The sequence below is a fragment of the Enterococcus sp. HMSC076E04 genome, from assembly GCF_001814285.1.
In the GTDB taxonomy this organism is placed as follows: Bacteria; Bacillota; Bacilli; order Lactobacillales; family Enterococcaceae; genus Enterococcus_B; species Enterococcus_B lactis.
Genome location: NZ_KV815600.1, coordinates 36,419 through 52,771, shown reverse-complemented (window position 1 = coordinate 52,771; position 16,353 = coordinate 36,419). Strand labels below are relative to the sequence as shown.

At 39.6% G+C, this 16,353-nt stretch carries 12 protein-coding genes; 7 read left to right on the top strand and 5 right to left on the bottom strand.

Translation table 11 applies throughout. The features are described 5' to 3' along the window. From HMPREF2961_RS07945 to HMPREF2961_RS07930, 4 genes are all read left to right on the top strand, one after another. On the top strand, positions 1 to 678 hold a 678-nt coding region (locus HMPREF2961_RS07945), incomplete at its 5' end, for a glucuronate isomerase (RefSeq protein WP_141755564.1). A gap of 158 nt (positions 679 to 836) precedes the next feature. After that, entirely contained in the window at positions 837 to 1,520 is a 684-nt protein-coding gene (locus tag HMPREF2961_RS07940) for a rhamnogalacturonan acetylesterase (RefSeq protein WP_002316125.1), read from the top strand. Position 1,521: 1 nt separating this feature from the next. Further along, positions 1,522 to 2,358 carry a sugar phosphate isomerase/epimerase family protein gene (locus tag HMPREF2961_RS07935; protein ID WP_002316124.1) on the top strand — a complete coding sequence of 279 codons (837 nt, stop codon included), beginning with the start codon at positions 1,522 to 1,524 and terminating at the stop codon, positions 2,356 to 2,358. A gap of 10 nt (positions 2,359 to 2,368) precedes the next feature. After that, the gene (locus HMPREF2961_RS07930) at positions 2,369 to 4,123 is read left to right on the top strand and encodes an ABC transporter ATP-binding protein (RefSeq protein ID WP_070704489.1); all 1,755 of its coding nucleotides are present in this window, start codon (positions 2,369 to 2,371) and stop codon (positions 4,121 to 4,123) included. Between the two features lie 274 nt (positions 4,124 to 4,397). On the opposite strand, the gene HMPREF2961_RS07925 is transcribed toward HMPREF2961_RS07930, so the two are convergent. Both HMPREF2961_RS07925 and HMPREF2961_RS07920 read right to left on the bottom strand, forming a co-directional pair. Further along, positions 4,398 to 4,739 carry a YlbF/YmcA family competence regulator gene (locus HMPREF2961_RS07925; protein WP_002285994.1) on the bottom strand — a complete coding sequence of 114 codons (342 nt, stop codon included), beginning with the start codon at positions 4,737 to 4,739 and terminating at the stop codon, positions 4,398 to 4,400. 67 nt (positions 4,740 to 4,806) lie between these two features. Continuing rightward, complete coding sequence (locus HMPREF2961_RS07920; RefSeq protein WP_070704487.1) at positions 4,807 to 6,978, bottom strand: PBP1A family penicillin-binding protein; 2,172 nt, start codon at positions 6,976 to 6,978, stop codon at positions 4,807 to 4,809. 210 nt (positions 6,979 to 7,188) lie between these two features. Here HMPREF2961_RS07920 and HMPREF2961_RS07915 point away from each other — a divergent pair, with 210 nt between their 5' ends. After that, complete coding sequence (locus HMPREF2961_RS07915) at positions 7,189 to 8,046, top strand: RluA family pseudouridine synthase (RefSeq protein ID WP_002316121.1); 858 nt, start codon at positions 7,189 to 7,191, stop codon at positions 8,044 to 8,046. Between the two features lie 66 nt (positions 8,047 to 8,112). On the opposite strand, the gene HMPREF2961_RS07910 is transcribed toward HMPREF2961_RS07915, so the two are convergent. The 3 genes from HMPREF2961_RS07910 to HMPREF2961_RS07900 are packed head-to-tail and all read right to left on the bottom strand — an operon-like array spanning position 8,113 to position 12,960. Then, the gene (locus HMPREF2961_RS07910) at positions 8,113 to 8,970 is read right to left on the bottom strand and encodes an ROK family protein (RefSeq protein ID WP_002316120.1); all 858 of its coding nucleotides are present in this window, start codon (positions 8,968 to 8,970) and stop codon (positions 8,113 to 8,115) included. Next, positions 8,971 to 11,658 (bottom strand): alpha-mannosidase, encoded by a 2,688-nt coding sequence (locus HMPREF2961_RS07905; protein WP_070704484.1) that lies wholly within the window; start codon positions 11,656 to 11,658, stop codon positions 8,971 to 8,973. Between the two features lie 12 nt (positions 11,659 to 11,670). Then, positions 11,671 to 12,960, bottom strand: a complete 1,290-nt coding sequence (locus HMPREF2961_RS07900) for a glycoside hydrolase family 125 protein (RefSeq protein WP_002316118.1) — start codon at positions 12,958 to 12,960, stop codon at positions 11,671 to 11,673. A 149-nt stretch (positions 12,961 to 13,109) separates the two neighbouring features. Between HMPREF2961_RS07900 and HMPREF2961_RS07895 the strand changes: the two genes are divergently transcribed. Next, the gene (locus HMPREF2961_RS07895) at positions 13,110 to 14,156 is read left to right on the top strand and encodes a GntR family transcriptional regulator (RefSeq protein WP_002316117.1); all 1,047 of its coding nucleotides are present in this window, start codon (positions 13,110 to 13,112) and stop codon (positions 14,154 to 14,156) included. 1 nt (position 14,157) lies between these two features. After that, the gene (locus HMPREF2961_RS07890; RefSeq protein ID WP_002316116.1) at positions 14,158 to 16,311 is read left to right on the top strand and encodes a GH92 family glycosyl hydrolase; all 2,154 of its coding nucleotides are present in this window, start codon (positions 14,158 to 14,160) and stop codon (positions 16,309 to 16,311) included. The last annotated feature ends 42 nt before the right edge of the window (positions 16,312 to 16,353 follow it).

Genomic DNA, 16,353 nt, shown 5'->3' with positions numbered 1-16,353 from the left:
TGCGGATGTAAAGTATTTAATTCAACCTATATAGAAGAGATTTTTCAAAAAGCACGAGCTAACAAACTATTATCTTCAGATGAAATCGATGCTTATCGTACAGAAACACTGATACGTTTGACCCACTTCTATCATTCTCATAATTGGACGATGCAGCTGCATATTCATGCTTATCGTAATTGTAATACACAAATGTTGGAAAAATTAGGACCCGATACCGGTTATGATGGAATGAATGATCTTTCTTTGACTATTCCTCTGCAAAAATTATTGAATCGTGCAGAAGAAACGGATCAGTTGCCAAAGACGATCCTCTATTCACTGAATCCAAATGACTACCCTGCGATTTTAGCTTTGATGGGCTGTTTCCAAAAAGAACAGAATGGAAAACTGCAGTTAGGTTCTGGATGGTGGTACAACGATACTCGAGCTGGTATGCGCGATCAATTGACACAGTTTGCTGATGGTAGTGCTTTGGGGAATTTTGTCGGCATGCTGACAGATTCAAGAAGTTTCCTTTCCTACACTAGACATGAATATTTCCGTCGTGTTCTTTGTGAATTTTTAGGCGAAATGGTCATGCGAGGAGAAGCACCTGAGGATGAACAACTTTTAGGAAGTCTCGTTCAAGCGATTAGTTATACAAATGCTAAAAATTACTTTGGCTTTTTCGCCTAATTGATTAATAGTAACAGTAACGAATCAAAAACAGGATAGCGAAATAACGGAATCCGTTTATCCACGTTTTAGAGAAGAAGACGGACCAAATTTGCTCCGTCTTCTTCTCTTGCTGTTCTGCTTCATTGCCTATAAACCCTTATGAAAGAAGAGATAACATGCCTACTATCCATATTGCCGGTGATTCTACTGCGGCAGAAAAAGATGAAAACAAGCGTCCCGAGACAGGTTGGGGAGAAAAAATCTCTGCTTATTTTTCACCTGAGATCCAGATCAATAACCAAGCAAAGAATGGACGCAGTACCAAATCATTTATCCAGGAAGGAAGATTAGCCCGTTTAGCTTCACAGTTTCAGCCAAATGATTTCTTATTTGTACAATTTGGACATAACAACCAGAAAATCCAAGAAGAAAGAGGTACGCTCCCCTTCGGTAGCTATTTAAAAAATCTGCAGATATTTTTTGAATGCGCAAAAAAAGCGAACGTCCACATGGTCTTGCTGACATCTGTGACGCGACGAGATTACTTAGAAAATGGAACATTGAATCCAGATATACTTGGAGACTATCCAAAAGCGATGCGTGCATTTGCTGAGAAACACCATATTCCACTTTTAGATGTTTTCTCACGATCACAAGAATATTTCCAGACCTTTTCAAAAGAAGAGACAAAAAAATTCTATCTGCATCTTATGCCTAATAGTTGTGAAAATTACCCAAAAGGACTAAAGGATAATACCCACTTTAGTCCAGAAGGCGCTGATAAAGTTGCCCGAATAATTGCTGAATTGATAAAAGAATCCCGTCTGCCTCTTGCTGATTATTTACAAAAAGGAGTTTGAAATGTTTCCATTAAATTTAGGCATTCGTGCCCATGATCTAGAGGTTCGAAATCGTGAAGAAATCGTTCAAAAAGTATCACAGCTTCACTTGTCCCATATCCAATTTGCACCACAAAAAGCATTTCCTGAACAACTTAAATTAAATGACATGACACTTGGGAGTGCTGCCTATTTTGGTGAATACTTCCAAAAAAACAATATCGAACTTTCCATTTTAGGTTGCTATATCAACCTATCCAGCAAAAATCAAGAAGTTCGTGCACAAGCATTAGCAACTTTCAAACAGCAAATTGCTCTGTGCTCTGCCTATCAAGCCAAGATGATTGCTACGGAAACCGGTAGTGTCTCTGTCGGTTTCACAAAAGAAAATTTTACTGAAGAAGCTTATCAGATTGCTAGAAATTCTGTCATTGAATTAGTCGCTCATGCAGAAAATTTTGGCGTAACTGTTGCTGTTGAAGCAGGGATCAATCATCCGATCTATAACTATCAGTTAGCCAAACGTTTAGTCGATGAAGTAGCTTCACCAAATTTAAAAATCATTTTAGACTGTGCGAATTTGATCCACAAAGAAAATCATGCTGATCAGGAAAAAGTGATCCGAGGTGCCTTGGACAATTTACAGGGTTGTATTACAGCGCTTCATCTCAAAGACTACATCATGGAAAATGGAAAGATCCGCATAGTTCCTGTTGGTAAAGGCTGTTTAGATTTCCGCCCGGTACTACATTATATCAAATATGAGCGTCCTCTAATGTACGCCACTCTTGAAGCTACTCCTGAGATTTATGTTCCTGAAGCAATAGAACACTTGCAGTTTTTTTACCAAGATTGTTAAGGAGAAGATTATGGAGGAACGAATACAGAAAAGTTATCAAAAATATCATGCAAATGCTTTTCAGACATTGCTGCATCTTTATCAGGGGAATTATTGGAGCTTTGCCATGTCAGGACTCTTTTTTATTATCAAACATCTTCCATCTTGGTTAATGCCGATTGCTATTGCCAATGTAATCAATGCAGCTTCATCAAAAGATTCCTCTCAATTGCAGGCGATTTATTTCAACGCTTTTTTGATGACTTGTCTGATCGGTCAAAATATATTGACGAATTATTTTCATGTAAAATACCATAGCACTTCGATCCGGCAAGTAGAAGCTGGACTAAGAGCGACTCTTATCAAGAAAATCCAAGAACTTTCTATACCCTATCAAAAAGAATTGCAATCTGGCCGGATCCAATCAAAAATCATCCGTGATGTAGAAGCCATCCAAACGTTGTCCTCTCAAGTATTTGTCAGCGGATTGAACATTGCTGTCAATTTATTCGTGGCTTTAGGTATCACGCTTTATAGAAGTCCTGTCGTTTTCTTGTTTTTCTTATTGACTGTCCCTCTCGCCGCGTTAGTTACTCTTTTTTTCCGGAAAAGGATCAGACAGTCCAATTCAGATTTCCGGCAAGAAATGGAAGAGACTTCTGCAAAAGTGATCGAAGTGATCGAATTAGCACCGATTGCTCGAGCTCATGGGTTAGAAAAACACGAAACCACTCGCTTAAATAAGCATTTTACCCAAATCTATGAAAAAGGATTCCACTTAGATATCCTGCAATCTGTTTTCGGATCAGTCAGCTGGGCTAGTTTTCAGATATTTCAACTGATTTGTTTGATTTTCACTGGGATATTAGCTTTACAAGGGCGTATTCAACCAGGTGATGGCGTGATGTATCAGACATATTTCACAACGATCGTCAATTCCGTTTCTGGAATGATCACACTGATTCCTACGATTTCAAAAGGCATGGAATCTATTACTTCTATTGGTGAACTGTTGATTGCTGGCGATGTAGAAACTTATCACGGTAAGAAAAAAATCCAACATTTGGATGGAAATCTTCGCTTTGAGGATGTTTCTTTTCATTACCCGGACTCACTCAAGCCGATTATCGATCATTTTTCTCTAGAGGTGAAAGCTGGAGAAACAATTGCTTTTGTTGGGCCATCTGGTTCTGGAAAATCTACACTCCTTAACTTATTGATTGGATTTATCCAGCCGTCTTCAGGGAGGATTTTCCTAGATAATCAGCCTTTGGATGAATTGGATATGCGAAGTGTGCGTAATTATTTAGCCGTTGTTCCTCAAACCACTTTGTTGTTCTCCGCTTCGATCAAAGAGAACATCACTTATGGCTTGAAAAACGTATCAAAAGAACGTTTAGATGAAGTCATCGAAGCTGCGCAACTTTCTTCACTGATTGACCAGCTTCCTGATGGACTGGATACCTTAGTAGGCGAACATGGCAACAAGCTGTCTGGTGGCCAAAAACAACGTATCTCCATTGCACGAGCATTGATACGTCAGCCGAAAATCATTTTGCTAGATGAAGCAACTTCAGCTTTAGATAACCAGTCAGAGAAAAAAATCCAGCAGGCCCTGAATTACCTGACAGAAACACCCACTACTTTTATTGTGGCTCATCGGCTTTCAACGATCAAAGAGGCAGATAAAATCGTCGTGATCGATGAAGGAAAAATCGTTGAGATGGGTACTTACGAAGAGCTGTTAGCTCAAGAGGGCTATTTTTACCGTTTGAAAAATGAATGACAAAAAAAGGAGAGACGACAAGAGTTTTGTCGTCTCTCCTATTTCTGAATAAACGGTGTTCTCCTGCCAACTCCTCGGTCACAAGTCACAATATTCAACAAACATGAGAAGCTGTTTTTTGAAATTGTTCCTTGTCACTCAGAGTTAAACGGTAGGCTCACGTCCTCTTGGTAAACGGTGTTCAAGAGACAGTCTATCGGCAATAAGAAGCAATTTTGTCATCGCTCAAGGCTGAACGTCTCTTTCACAACCTCTGTTGTTTCATAAAATAGTTCTATTCGCTGTAAAGGTCGCGAACTGGCGTCATGATGATCCGGTTCAAGTCATTGATGATCGTACTGAAACCTTGTTCTTTTTGCATTAAATCATTGATTACTTCTTCTGATTGAATTTTCACAGCCATTTCTTGTGCTTTCATTGCATCTTCGTCGCTGAATTCTTGTCCACTCATTTGTTTTTCTTGTAATTCGATTTGCATCGCTTGGAAGTCTTTGAACAGCTTGTGTGCTTCTTCGTTTGCTTGTACTTTCTCGTACGCTTCTTTCAACGCTTTGAATTCTGGTAATTCACGGATCTCACGTTCGATCTGATTCGCGCTATCGTAGATGTTTGACATGTTATGCCCTCTTTTCTTTTAGTAGTTACTCTCTATTGTAACATGGGGTTATTCGTTTTCAAAGGGTCTACTCTCCTTGATATTTCCGCCAGAGGTCTTTAGCCGCTTCACCAATTCCCTGAACGCCTTCTTTCACCATATCGCCGAAATTCTTCAATCCTTCTTTTGCTTGTTCACCGTATTGATTCAAGTTATCTTGCCAATTTCCAGACTCTCCATTAGAATTACCTGTGTTTCCAACTTGATCTGCTGCTACCACTTGCCCTCCTGTGGCATAGGCGTCAGCTACACTAAATCCTGTTTTGGAAGTATAAGGAAGGATACCTTCTGCCGCTGATTTGAAGACTTTCCCGACAACATTTCCACTTGTCCCTTCCAAATAATGCAGCTTGCTGGATTCTTCATACCCCATCCATGTCGAAATCACTACATCTGGCGTATACCCGATCATCCATTGGTCATTTGCTTTCGTGGCATCGAAATTAGTTTCTGTGGTTCCTGTTTTACCTGCTATCGTATAACCTGCAGGGTTCGCAGCAGCTGCTGTCCCATTTGAGAATGTACCAAGAAGCATGCTGGTCATTTCATCAGCTGTTTCCTTTGATATAACCTGTTTTGGCTTTTTGTTTGTATTATCGATGATCACCGCTCCAGTTGAATCAACGATTTTCGTGATGAGATGCGGCGTATACATCTGACCTTCATTGGCAAATGCACTGTAAGCACCCGCCATGATCATTGGAGATACTCCTTTTTCTAATCCGCCAAGAGCTAAGCCATAATACTTATCAGATTTTGCTAAAGGCAGGCCGAATTCTTCTGCTTTATCATATCCTTTTTGTAAACCGATCTCATGCAAAAGCCATACAGCAGGCAAGTTCAAACTTTGTGCAACAGCCTGATACATCGGTACTTCTCCTTGGTATGTCCCGTCAAAATTATGCGCATCGTAATAACTTTGCGGTTCATCTTTCAAGACACTAGAAGGCTTGTAACCAGCTTCCAACGCTGGCGTATACACGCTTAATGGTTTGATCGTTGATCCTGGAGAACGGAGCATCTGTGTAGCAAAGCTGAATCCTCTAAAGACATGATCTCCTCTTCGTCCTACTAATGCTTGTACACCGCCTGTATTCGGATCTAAAGCTACTGAAGCAGATTGGGCCATGGCACCATCTGAAGCATTTGCTGGGAATAATGCATTATTTTGATAAGTAGCTTCTAATTGCTTTTGGTAATCCTGATCTAAAGCTGTATAGATTTTATAGCCTTTATTCATGACATCTTCTTCATCAAGACCATACTCGTTAACTGCTTCATCGATCACTGCATCAAAATAATAAGGATAACGATAACCAGAATCTGAATTGTCGTATGTGTCATGAAGATAAGCACTGATGTCTGTCTGGCTTTCTGCTTGTTCTTGTTCTTTTGTGATTTTTCCGTTTTCTTCCATTACGCTTAGTACTGTGTTTTTCCGATCATTCGCATTTTCTGGGTGATCAATCGGATTATAAATACCAGGACCTTTCAGCATTCCTGCCAAAGTAGCAGCCTCAGATAGCGTAACATTCGTTGCATCTACTCCAAAATACTTTCTGGAAGCGTCTTGGACACCCCATACCCCGTTGCCAAAATAGGCATTGTTAAGATACATGGTCAAGATTTCTTCTTTGCTGTACTTCTTTTCGATCTCGATTGCCAAAAATAATTCCTTCGCTTTTCGATCAAATGTTTGATCTAATGTCAGATAAGCATTTTTGGCAAGCTGCTGAGTGATCGTACTTCCTCCGCCTCCTGATGTTCCGCCAGACAAAACCATCCGAACAGCCGCACGGGCGATTCCTTTGATATCAAATCCGTGATGTTCGTAAAAATTCCTATCTTCTGTCGAGATCACCGCATCTTGGATATAGGGAGAAATCGCGTTTAATTCTACGTATGTCCCTTTTTGGGCGTACAGTGTGCCAGCTTCTTCATTTTTCTTGTCATAAATGACTGTCGATTGGCTTAATCCAGATTTTAACGTTTCGACATTTGCTTGTTTGGCTAAAATAAAAAGGTAGATACTTGTCACTAAGACACAGATCAAACCAATCAGCAAAATCAATTTGTTCACATGATATTTTTTCCAAATGCGCTTTCGCCATCGATGAAATTGTCCGAGATATGGTCTGATCCATCGCCAAAAACTGATCAAAGCAGCTTTTATCTTTCCTAAAATGCTTTGAAAATCCATTCGCTTCTTCTCCTGTCTATTCAATTCAATCGTCTTATTTTACCATAATGAAAGAGTGTTTTCTTCCTGCTTAAGTTGTAGTTCGATTTGTTTTTTTTTGTTAGTGCAAGTAGAGTAACATAAGAATGAACAGAAAAATGTAAGTTTTTTCTTAAATATGTTTTAAAAATGGTACAATTAGTCTGCAATTTTACCGAAAGGAGTACACTTGTGAAAATCACGATCACTTTACCTATGAACCATCCTGAAACAACGATTCGCGACTTGCTTGAAAAGGAATGGTTAGTTCCTAGAAAGGTTCGGCACTTTTTGCGTATACGTAAAAACGTTTGGATCAATCAACAACCTGCTTTGTTCCATCATGAAGTAAAAGGCAATGACCAGATCACATTGTTATTCGAAGAAACAGATTATAATTATCAAGAAGTCCAATTAGGAGATGCGAAGCACATCCGTGTTTTATATGAAGATGAACATTTGATTATAGTGGATAAGCCTGCAGGAATGAAGACTCATCCAAACGAACCAACAGAAAACAGTACCTTGCTCAATCACTTAGCTGCTTATCTCGATACGAAAAAACAACGACCTTACGTTGTCCACCGTTTGGACAAAGAAACAAGCGGCGCTGTTTTATTTGCAAAAAACCCATTTGTCTTGCCGATACTTGGAAGAATGTTGGAACAAAAAATGATCTATCGGAGATATCAAGCCATCGTATGGGGGGAAATCGCCAAAGATAGGACCATTACCAATAAAATCGGACGCGATCGCCATGATCGGAGAAAACGGGTCGTAGATGATAAAAATGGTCAGAACGCCTTGACACATGTCACTGTCGACAAAGTACTTTCTGGAAAAACACAAGTGTATTGTGTTTTGGAAACCGGTCGTACGCACCAGATCAGAGTTCACTTAGCTCATATAGGGCATCCAATCGTCGGAGACCCTCTTTACCAAAATAGACCAGCTGAACGACTGATGCTCCATGCATTAGAACTGCACATGATTCATCCATTTACTCAAGAAAAAATAGTTGGTAAAGCTTTACCCGGATTGTGGAAATAGAAAGAAGAACGTAGTCCTATCATTATCTGCTGATAAGACTACGTTCTTTTTGTGTAACTTGTCTGCTTACTTTTGATGTTCGTGTTCTGCTAACAGCAAACTACCGATAATCCCACTTTCATTCGGCAGTCCCCAACGAACGATATACTCACTTACTTGAGGTGTTTCCATGTAGCCACCCATCAATTCAACAAATTGCTGACGAATTTTTTGAAGGAGATGATCCTGATTCATTACCCCGCCGCCTAAAATAATCTTTTCAGGTGCTAACGTCAACGTATAGTTGATCAGTGCTTGAGCAATATAGAAAGCTTGAATATCCCAAATCGGATGATCTTGTGGCAGATCTTGCCCTTTGATTCCTATACGTGCCTCAATAGACGGACCTGCTGCTAATCCTTCCAAACAGTCTTTATGATAAGGACAAGTGCCTTCATATTGATCATCTGGATGGCGTTTTACCCAAATATGTCCCATTTCAGGATGTGCGATTCCTGAAAAAATTTCCTCATTGATCACGACGCCTGCACCGATTCCTGTTCCCACGGTAAGGTAAATACAACTATTTTTTCCTTGTGCTGCCCCTTGCTTCAGCTCCCCGTATGCAGCTGCATTGACATCCGTCGTCCAAGCAACAGGAATATGGTAGCGTTTCCTGATTGTGCCGAGAAAATCAAATTGTGCCCATCCTTTTTTGGGAGTTGCCAAAACATATCCGTAATTATCTTTTGTTTGGTCGATACCAATCGGGCCGAATGAGCCGATCCCGATTCCCTTCAGTTCATAACGATTAAAAAATTCAAATACTTGATCCAATGTTTCTTCTGGTGTTGTGGTAGGGATACTTATTTTTTCCAAAATCTCTCCACCTTCTGAAACCGCACACACAAATTTTGTTCCGCCTGCTTCTATTCCGCCATACATTTAGTTTTCCTCCTCGAATCCGATTGTCCGAATTTCATACGGTTGGATTATCGGGACAACCGATTGCTGCGTTGGTTCTTCAAGCAGATTCAATATGACCGTTTTTCGATTGTCTTTAGTTATTTCTAATTTTTCTAAATGACTAGACATATTGAAACCTCTCACTACTACTTTATCACTAAACTTACTCCGTTTCAAAGCTGTAATTGCAAACGTTTCACTTTTTATCGTTAAATATTGTTGTTTTGATACCAATGTTCCTTCATGATGTTTGATTTGTTGAGTGGAAAAAGGAATCTGTGCCGCGTATGCATGCAAATAAGTAGAGAATGTTTCTTCTGGTCCATGTAGTTCAACGCTGTAATCGAACCGATGCTTACCTAAACACTGTGCTTCTGGTGTTGGAAAATACCCCCAATCTCCTAGTTCTCCCACACAGCGAAGTAGCGTCACCGCGATTTGTCCATCTGCTGTTACTTCGTATTCATTCAAGCCAAAGTTACCAACTGTTACACCGTACTGTTCATCATGAATATTGACAAATGCTTGCTGATGTTGCGGATTCGTGGGATTTTCCCAGCTCCTAGATACATGGTTTGGGCGCTTTACTACTTCAAAAATACTATCTGCTTCGTGATGTTCCACATGTAACTTTGTAGGAAACAAGACACGCAATCGATGATCTTTCATTTGATTGTCAAGAGTCGTTTCAAAGTCGATTTTTTTACTATCTTTTCTGACAGTCATGATCGTTTCTATTTGAAGGATCCGTTTTTCTTTAGATCGTTCTGCTTTTCGATAACGAAATTCTACAACCATCCGTTGTTCTTTCTCTAAACGCTCGTCTGCAGAAACTGGGATCTCCATTTCATGTAGAATACTTATTTTGGCTATTTCTGGTGTATCTACTAATACTTTTACTTCAGAGCCCTCTTGATTACTGGATAGGATTGGTTGATCATAGACAGGTTGCTTAAAGATATACTCGTTTCCTATATCACCGATATCTTCAAAAATATGCAGGTTATTCCATTTTCGTTTGTTTTTGCGATCTTCCATTGTAATGGTACCGTTTTTTTCAATCGTCAAACGCAGGTGGGCGTTTTCGACGATTCGTCCACTCTGACGGATCATTGTTTCCTTTTCTTCTGCTTTCGCTTCCCCTTCTACAAGCGCGAATGTTTCCCAAGAAAATGCTGGCATGTTTTTTATTGGTAAAGTTACCTTGATCGTTCTTGCCATATATGGTACACGGAAACGATCTTTCGGCAAATCATAACCAAACTGGACAGTTTCTTCAGATAAAATAGCTGGTATAGTGGCCCCGCTTTTTGTTTCTACGTGATACTTCTGTCTAGGCAACTGTTCTAACTCTTGATATAGTTGTTCAGGTATTCCTTCAGCGAATCTTTTTCTTGCTAATTCGATGGTTATTTCTGCTTCACCGCTTTTATCCATTCCCGCAGTATTTACAACGACAAATGGAAAGCTGTCTTTTTGGAATCCAGTTGTATCGATCGCTGCGGCCAGTTGTTCTAAAGAATCTTGTGCAAGATACTTTCCGACTTCATCTGCTTTTTCAAAACGAGGTATCATTTCTCGATGGACAGAATCGACTGAACAACCGCAAATACTGTCATGAGGATGATTTTGCATTAATGTCTTCCAAGCATAATCTAATTGATCGTGGGGATAAATCCCTGTAACTTCGTAAGCCATCGTCGCAAGTGGTTCCGTGATGTTTTCTAGCTGCCGTTGGACCTTGGTATTCCATTGTTTCAAATAAACGCGAGCAGATGCTGTATTGGCTAAAGTATACCAGCCATCCGTTTCTTGACTTGTCAATTCTCCTTCTACTGAACCTAAGTCTTCTGGCAACTCTTGTCGAACTGCTTCCAGATAGTCAGTAAAATTAGAATGGATGAACTCGTAATCTGGAAACAGCTCATTTGCGAGATGAATTGCTTTTGATATATCTTTTTGTACTGGTTGATGATCAACACCATTCATCATTAATAGATGATCAGTAGATGCATATTGTTCTGCATCTGCTAATTTCTGCTTCCAAAAGACACGAGCAGCTTCTTTTTCTACGGGAATCTCGTTCCCATTGCTATACCAATTGGCAAATAACAGACCAAAAATTTCTGTTTGATCAGGTCCTTTCCACCACATCTCTGAGTATTGAGAAGAATAGTTTTCTGCTTCCATAACTTGATTGTCAAAGCCAATTGGTTTTACCCCACGGCCAAACGCCGCTGCTGAAATACCAGCTTGTTTCATTAATTGAGGCGTCTGTCCCATATTTCCAAATGTATCGGGAAAATACCCTAACATGACGGGGGTTCCCCATTTATGGCTTTCTTCCATGCCAATTAGCATATTTCTCACGTTTGATTCCGAACTGATCAGAAAATCATCTTGCAAGATATAAAATGGTCCGATTCTCAATTTTCCTTCATTGATCGCTTGTTGGAGCGCCTGTCTTTTTTCTGGTCTTACTTGAAGATAGTCATCTAAAATAATCGTTTGCCCATCCAAATGAAAACTGTTGAAGGACGGATCAACTTCAAATAGCTCTAATAAATCGTCTATCAATTCAACCAACCGCATGTGATGCTGTTCGTAAGCCATGTACCATTCACGATCCCAGTGGCTATGAGAAATGATATATACTTTCTTTTTCATTTACAGTACCTCCTATTTTTCTACTCGAATATCAAAGTAATCCATAACTAATTCGCAAAACATCATATTTGCCCAAGAAAACCATTCTCTCGTATAATTTTCAGGATTGTTCACATCAAATCCTTCGTGCATAAGATGTGTTCCTGCATCAGTTGCTACAAGCAAATTCAATAGCCGTTCTTTTTCAGATTTATCTGGTGTTGTCATTCCTTCCATAGCTAGTGCAATTGGCCAAATATACTCTTTTGGCGTATGGGAAGAACCAATTCCTTTTGCGTACTTTCCTTCATAAAAATATGGATTCTCTTTACTCAACAATGTTCTTCTTGTTTGAAGATAATCTTCCTCTTGTTCCGAACAGTATCCTAAATAAGGTGCCGCGATCAAATTGGGCACATTGCTGTCATCCATGACCGTCGCGTTCCCCATTCCATCTACTTCGTATGCATAAATCGTTTGCCCTTTTTGATTAACCGTCCGTCCGTGATTTTGGATACCTTCTTGGATCTCTTTCTTCAATATTTGTACTTTCTGTACAATTTCTTTATCATCGAGTATCGTTTGGAAAATTTCTTCCACATAACCTAACACGACCACCGCAAACATATTGGATGGTACCAGATATCCGTAACGGCAAGCATCATCGCTAGGACGGAACCCAGACCATGTCATACCTGTAAAAGTTGTTTTGGCTCCTCGTCCGTCATTGATCAGCGTATCTTCTTTTCTTGTCGTATCTCGTACAAATGTATAAGGAGAGTGTTCATGTTCCTGCTCTGTTTCGAACACGCCTAAGATTTTTTTGATTCCTTCAATAAAAGTTGGGTTGAATTGGTCCGTTTTTCCTGTATTTTTGTAAAGAAGATAGGCCAACTGTATCGGGTAGCATAAAGAATCAATTTCATATTTTCTTTCCCAGATCCAATCGTTCATTTTTGTGTGATCTGTTTGGTGTCCCGCACCGTTCGCTTCTTCATTGAAGGCATTCGCATATGGATCGATGTTGATATAAAAAAATTGCTTTTTGACCAACCCACTAATCATGTCAGCTAGTTCCTCATCTTCTTTTGCAATCACTAAATAAGGACGAACTTGTGCAGTAGAATCTCGCAACCACATTGCAGGAATGTCTCCTGTCAATAAAAAAGTAGTACCGTCATTTTGCTTTTTGACTGTTGTCAATAGCGTGTTGGCAAATGCTGCTGTAAAATTCGTTGCCCAGTCCGCATGGGTTTTCCCGCATTTTTGTGTGATATCATCCATAAATTTTTGCACCGATTTTGGTATATCTTTATAAACCATACAAATTCCCTCTTTTCATTTGATATATCTTTAAAGATTATACCTCTTGCAGCATTTTATGTCTACGCTTTCAAAAAAATAACTTTTTATTTACTTTTTCATCTATTATGGTATTATTTAAATATGATATATCATTAAGAGGTGTTTATATGAATCAACCATTGTACCAGACAATATTTAATGATTTGCAAACGGCTATTTTAACTGGTGAATTACCTGTGGATAGCCAACTACCAACTGAAAAGGAACTTTCCCATACTTATAAAGTAAGCAGAATCACTTCCAAACGTGCATTGACTGAATTAGAGCAATTAGGGCTGATTTATCGCGTACGTGGGAAAGGCAGTTTTGTTAAATCAGCTTCTCCGGAGCAGATGCTTCCTTCTCCTACAAAAACACGGCGGATTCTGTTTCTTCTTCCATATGTCGCTGATTTATCTGTTGGTGACTTTACCAAGGGATTGAATCCTGTGATGCAGGATAAACAGATGGATGTCATGATGACGACACATGATTTTTTACAAAATAAAACGGCAAAAGAACTCATCCATGAATTTGATGGATTAATTTATTATGCCTTTGATACAGAACAGCATCTTGACTTGCTTTTTGAGCTGTCATTAAAAGAATTCCCTGTCATCATATTGGATAAAAAAATCTATGAATTGCCTTTTCCTACCGTGCTTTCCGACAACTTCCAAGGTGGTGTGCTCGCTACTTCTCATTTGATCGAACAGGGACATTCAAAAATCGCTTATTTATTTGGTGCACAGACTCATCCACAATCCGTACGTCAGCGTTACCTTGGTTACCTTGAAGCATTGGACAAAGCTGGTTTGGCTTTCCACACTTCGCTGGATGACAAAAGCGCGACATTCGATGAATTGCTTTCTTATATCACTAAGTATGAAGTGACCGCTTTTGTTTGCGAAAACGATGTTGTCGCTATCCAGACGATGAATTTCTTGAGACAGCATGATTATCATGTTCCTGAAGATTTTTCAATCATCGGATTTGATGATATCCAAGCAGCTGCTCTTGTTGATCCACCGCTGACAACCATTGCACAAGATTTTGAACAGTTAGGCAAGCTTGCTGGAGAGGCTTTGATCACTTGGTTAGAGACAAACGAACGTCCTTCCGACAGCAAATTTCCAGTTTCATTTATCAAAAGACAATCAACAAAGGAGAAATAAAATGAATATCGGTCAAATAGATACTAGACATGGCACAGCTAATCAGCCAAATTTCTCTAACGGGAACTGCCAGCCTTACACTGGCGTTCCTTTTGGGATGAATTATTTTGCACCGCAAACGACCGATCAAAACGGCAGCTGGTGGTTTCATCCTGAGGATCGTATTTTTCAAGGTTATCGACTTACCCACCAGCCAAGTCCTTGGATGGGCGATTTCAGTCATATGCTGCTCACGCCAATCAATGGTAAATTACAGGAAAATACCCTTTTTCATGCGCAAAGTTCTTACCGCCCAGAAGAAAGTATATTTTGTCCGACTCATCTGTCGATCCGTCAATTGCGTTATGGCATCCGCTCTACATTGATACCCAGTATGTATGGCGGAATCTTATCTATTGATTACAGCAGAAATGATAGCGGTTTACTTTTATCCTTTCCGGGACGTCATCAGCTCTTTGTTATAGATCCTTACACAGTGGAAGGAAAAATCACACATTTTGCTGGTTCAGAAGATCCTGATTTTTCTTTTTATTTCATATTGAGATTTGAATATCCTTTAACAACTGATGAGCTAGCTGTTTCCAACAAAAATAGCGATTCGATCCCGTTGTATTTTGAACAGACAAAAAAACAAACCATCCGATTCGGGACATCTTTTATCAGCCCGGAACAAGCAGCTTATAACTTGGAACTAGAACAAAACCAAAGCAAAGAGACTTACCTTGCTAACAGCCAGAAACAATGGCAATCCTATTTTGATCGTATACAGCTCACACACCATGATCAACAACAATTGCGGACGTTTTATCATAACTTCTATCGGGTGTTTTTATTTCCGCAGACATTTTATGAAATGGATCCTAGTGGGCAAAAAATCCACTATGATACGACTAGTCGATCTGTGAAACCTGGCGTTCTCTATACAAATAACGGGTTCTGGGATACGTATAAAACGGTTTATCCTCTTTATTCTTTGATTGCTGTAGAAAAGTATGAAGAAATGCTGGAAGGTTTTTTGAACAGCTATAGAGAAAGTGGCTATTTGCCAAAATGGCTGTCTCCTGACGAACGTGGACTAATGCCTGGGACATTAATTGATGCAGTCATTGCAGATGCTGCTGTGAAAGATATTCGGCCAGACTTGATGCAGGAATTTCTAACAGCAATGAAGAAAGGCGCTACAGTTCAAAGTAATCATTCAAATTATGGACGACAAGGGACAGAGGATTACTTGACATACGGCTATGTTCCTAATCACTACCATGAATCGGTCAATCATACGCTAGATTATGCTTATAGCGACTTTTGTATTAGTCGAGTTGCCAAAGTACTAGCAGAGGACGAAACGGTGAAAAAATATCAGCAACGATCATTGAACTATCAACATATTTTTGACTATGAGACAGGATGGATGCGTTCCAAAGATAAAAATGGCAAATTCAGAGAACCATTTTCTGCTCATCGTTGGGGACAAGATTATGCAGAAGGCAGTGCTTGGCAAAGCAGCTTTGCTGTTTATCATGATTTTGCAGGGTTGATCGAAAAATATGGCGGCAGTGAGAGATTCAAAGAAAAACTCATTGATTTGTGCAATCAATCTCCGACATTTGAAACAGGAGGATATGGTTTTGAGATTCATGAAATGAGCGAGATGGCTGCGATAGAATTTGGGCAGTTAGCTATCTCCAATCAGCCAAGTTTTCATTACCCATACTTGTTCAGCTATATTGGACAACCCGAAATGGCACAGCCATTGCTTAAACAATTGATGACTCAAACTTTCGACGATTCTTCAACGGGTTACCCTGGAGATGAGGACAACGGAAGTATGGCTGCTTGGTATATCTTCAATAGTCTGGGATTCTATCCTGTCACACCAGGGACCGGTGAATATGTTATCGGTATGCCTTTAATGGACAAGGCTGTTGTGCTTTTGTCAAATGGAAAGGAATTGACGATTGAAGCCACTCCTAATCGGCCGCAACAGCAATTTATCCATAAAATCAATCGGATGGACAAAGAATATACGAAATTATATTTTACCCATCAAGATTTGTTGAAAGGCGGCAAGATCTCTTACCAATTAGGTATCGTCCCTCATCCTAAGAAGTATCGATCAAAAGATCTACCTTTTTCCTTATCAAACGATAACTAACAAGAGGATGTGAAAAAGCTGTCCTGCATCAAGTAATAAGAA

What these genes read in the sequence shown, in the direction of transcription:
- HMPREF2961_RS07940 (WP_002316125.1), top strand. Translation starts at nt 837, where the DNA reads ATGCCTACTATCCATATTGCCGGTGATTCTACTGCGGCAGAAAAAGAT.
- HMPREF2961_RS07935 (WP_002316124.1), top strand. Translation starts at nt 1,522, where the DNA reads ATGTTTCCATTAAATTTAGGCATTCGTGCCCATGATCTAGAGGTTCGA.
- HMPREF2961_RS07930 (WP_070704489.1), top strand. Translation starts at nt 2,369, where the DNA reads ATGGAGGAACGAATACAGAAAAGTTATCAAAAATATCATGCAAATGCT.
- HMPREF2961_RS07925 (WP_002285994.1), bottom strand. Translation starts at nt 4,739, where the DNA reads ATGTCAAACATCTACGATAGCGCGAATCAGATCGAACGTGAGATCCGT.
- HMPREF2961_RS07920 (WP_070704487.1), bottom strand. Translation starts at nt 6,978, where the DNA reads ATGGATTTTCAAAGCATTTTAGGAAAGATAAAAGCTGCTTTGATCAGT.
- HMPREF2961_RS07910 (WP_002316120.1), bottom strand. Translation starts at nt 8,970, where the DNA reads ATGTATGGCGGAATAGAAGCAGGCGGAACAAAATTTGTGTGTGCGGTT.
- HMPREF2961_RS07905 (WP_070704484.1), bottom strand. Translation starts at nt 11,658, where the DNA reads ATGAAAAAGAAAGTATATATCATTTCTCATAGCCACTGGGATCGTGAA.
- HMPREF2961_RS07900 (WP_002316118.1), bottom strand. Translation starts at nt 12,960, where the DNA reads ATGGTTTATAAAGATATACCAAAATCGGTGCAAAAATTTATGGATGAT.
- HMPREF2961_RS07895 (WP_002316117.1), top strand. Translation starts at nt 13,110, where the DNA reads ATGAATCAACCATTGTACCAGACAATATTTAATGATTTGCAAACGGCT.
- HMPREF2961_RS07890 (WP_002316116.1), top strand. Translation starts at nt 14,158, where the DNA reads ATGAATATCGGTCAAATAGATACTAGACATGGCACAGCTAATCAGCCA.